The organism is Pseudomonas canadensis (assembly GCF_000503215.1).
In the GTDB taxonomy this organism is placed as follows: Bacteria; Pseudomonadota; Gammaproteobacteria; order Pseudomonadales; family Pseudomonadaceae; genus Aquipseudomonas; species Aquipseudomonas canadensis.
The window spans coordinates 1-2112 of the sequence record NZ_AYTD01000021.1; the positions used below are offsets into that span (position 1 = coordinate 1).

The 2112-nt window shown below is 50.4% G+C and carries 2 tRNA genes and 1 rRNA gene; all 3 read left to right on the forward strand.

Annotated features, from left to right (window positions below):
• The first annotated feature begins 116 nt into the window (after positions 1-116).
• The 3 genes from U367_RS0122645 to U367_RS0122655 all read left to right on the forward strand — a co-directional run bounded on the left by U367_RS0122645 (position 117) and on the right by U367_RS0122655 (position 1939).
• A 16S ribosomal RNA gene (locus tag U367_RS0122645) occupies positions 117-1653 on the forward strand.
• Positions 1654-1777: 124 nt separating this feature from the next.
• A tRNA-Ile gene (locus tag U367_RS0122650) sits at positions 1778-1854 on the forward strand.
• A gap of 9 nt (positions 1855-1863) precedes the next feature.
• Positions 1864-1939: transfer RNA gene (locus U367_RS0122655), tRNA-Ala, on the forward strand.
• The last annotated feature ends 173 nt before the right edge of the window (positions 1940-2112 follow it).

Here is a 2112-nt window from a genome sequence, read left to right on the forward strand (position 1 = left end):
GTCAGACTGATAGTCAACAAGATTATCAGCATCACAAGTTACTCCGCGAGAAATCAAAGATGTAACCAACGATTGCTGAGCCAAGTTTAGGGTTTCTTAAAAACCCAAAGATGTTTGAACTGAAGAGTTTGATCATGGCTCAGATTGAACGCTGGCGGCAGGCCTAACACATGCAAGTCGAGCGGTAGAGAGAAGCTTGCTTCTCTTGAGAGCGGCGGACGGGTGAGTAATGCCTAGGAATCTGCCTGGTAGTGGGGGATAACGTTCGGAAACGAACGCTAATACCGCATACGTCCTACGGGAGAAAGCAGGGGACCTTCGGGCCTTGCGCTATCAGATGAGCCTAGGTCGGATTAGCTAGTTGGTGAGGTAATGGCTCACCAAGGCGACGATCCGTAACTGGTCTGAGAGGATGATCAGTCACACTGGAACTGAGACACGGTCCAGACTCCTACGGGAGGCAGCAGTGGGGAATATTGGACAATGGGCGAAAGCCTGATCCAGCCATGCCGCGTGTGTGAAGAAGGTCTTCGGATTGTAAAGCACTTTAAGTTGGGAGGAAGGGCATTAACCTAATACGTTAGTGTTTTGACGTTACCGACAGAATAAGCACCGGCTAACTCTGTGCCAGCAGCCGCGGTAATACAGAGGGTGCAAGCGTTAATCGGAATTACTGGGCGTAAAGCGCGCGTAGGTGGTTTGTTAAGTTGGATGTGAAATCCCCGGGCTCAACCTGGGAACTGCATTCAAAACTGACTGACTAGAGTATGGTAGAGGGTGGTGGAATTTCCTGTGTAGCGGTGAAATGCGTAGATATAGGAAGGAACACCAGTGGCGAAGGCGACCACCTGGACTAATACTGACACTGAGGTGCGAAAGCGTGGGGAGCAAACAGGATTAGATACCCTGGTAGTCCACGCCGTAAACGATGTCAACTAGCCGTTGGAAGCCTTGAGCTTTTAGTGGCGCAGCTAACGCATTAAGTTGACCGCCTGGGGAGTACGGCCGCAAGGTTAAAACTCAAATGAATTGACGGGGGCCCGCACAAGCGGTGGAGCATGTGGTTTAATTCGAAGCAACGCGAAGAACCTTACCAGGCCTTGACATCCAATGAACTTTCTAGAGATAGATTGGTGCCTTCGGGAACATTGAGACAGGTGCTGCATGGCTGTCGTCAGCTCGTGTCGTGAGATGTTGGGTTAAGTCCCGTAACGAGCGCAACCCTTGTCCTTAGTTACCAGCACGTAATGGTGGGCACTCTAAGGAGACTGCCGGTGACAAACCGGAGGAAGGTGGGGATGACGTCAAGTCATCATGGCCCTTACGGCCTGGGCTACACACGTGCTACAATGGTCGGTACAGAGGGTTGCCAAGCCGCGAGGTGGAGCTAATCCCATAAAACCGATCGTAGTCCGGATCGCAGTCTGCAACTCGACTGCGTGAAGTCGGAATCGCTAGTAATCGCGAATCAGAATGTCGCGGTGAATACGTTCCCGGGCCTTGTACACACCGCCCGTCACACCATGGGAGTGGGTTGCACCAGAAGTAGCTAGTCTAACCTTCGGGAGGACGGTTACCACGGTGTGATTCATGACTGGGGTGAAGTCGTAACAAGGTAGCCGTAGGGGAACCTGCGGCTGGATCACCTCCTTAATCGACGACATCAGCTGCTCCATAAGTTCCCACACGAATTGCTTGATTCATTGAAGAAGACGATAGAAGCAGCTTTAAGCTCCAAGCTGATAGCTCTTAGCTAATCAGTTACGCGCTCGAAATTGGGTCTGTAGCTCAGTTGGTTAGAGCGCACCCCTGATAAGGGTGAGGTCGGCAGTTCGAATCTGCCCAGACCCACCAATTTTGTATGGGGCCATAGCTCAGCTGGGAGAGCGCCTGCCTTGCACGCAGGAGGTCAACGGTTCGATCCCGTTTGGCTCCACCATTAACTGCTTCTACTTGTTAGAGTTTAGAAATGAATATTCGAGTATGAATATTGATTTCTAGTCTTTGATTAGATCGTTCTTTAAAAATTTGGGTATGTGATAGAAAGATAGACTGAACGTTACTTTCACTGGTAACGGATCAGGCTAAGGTAAAATTTGTGAGTTCTCTTAA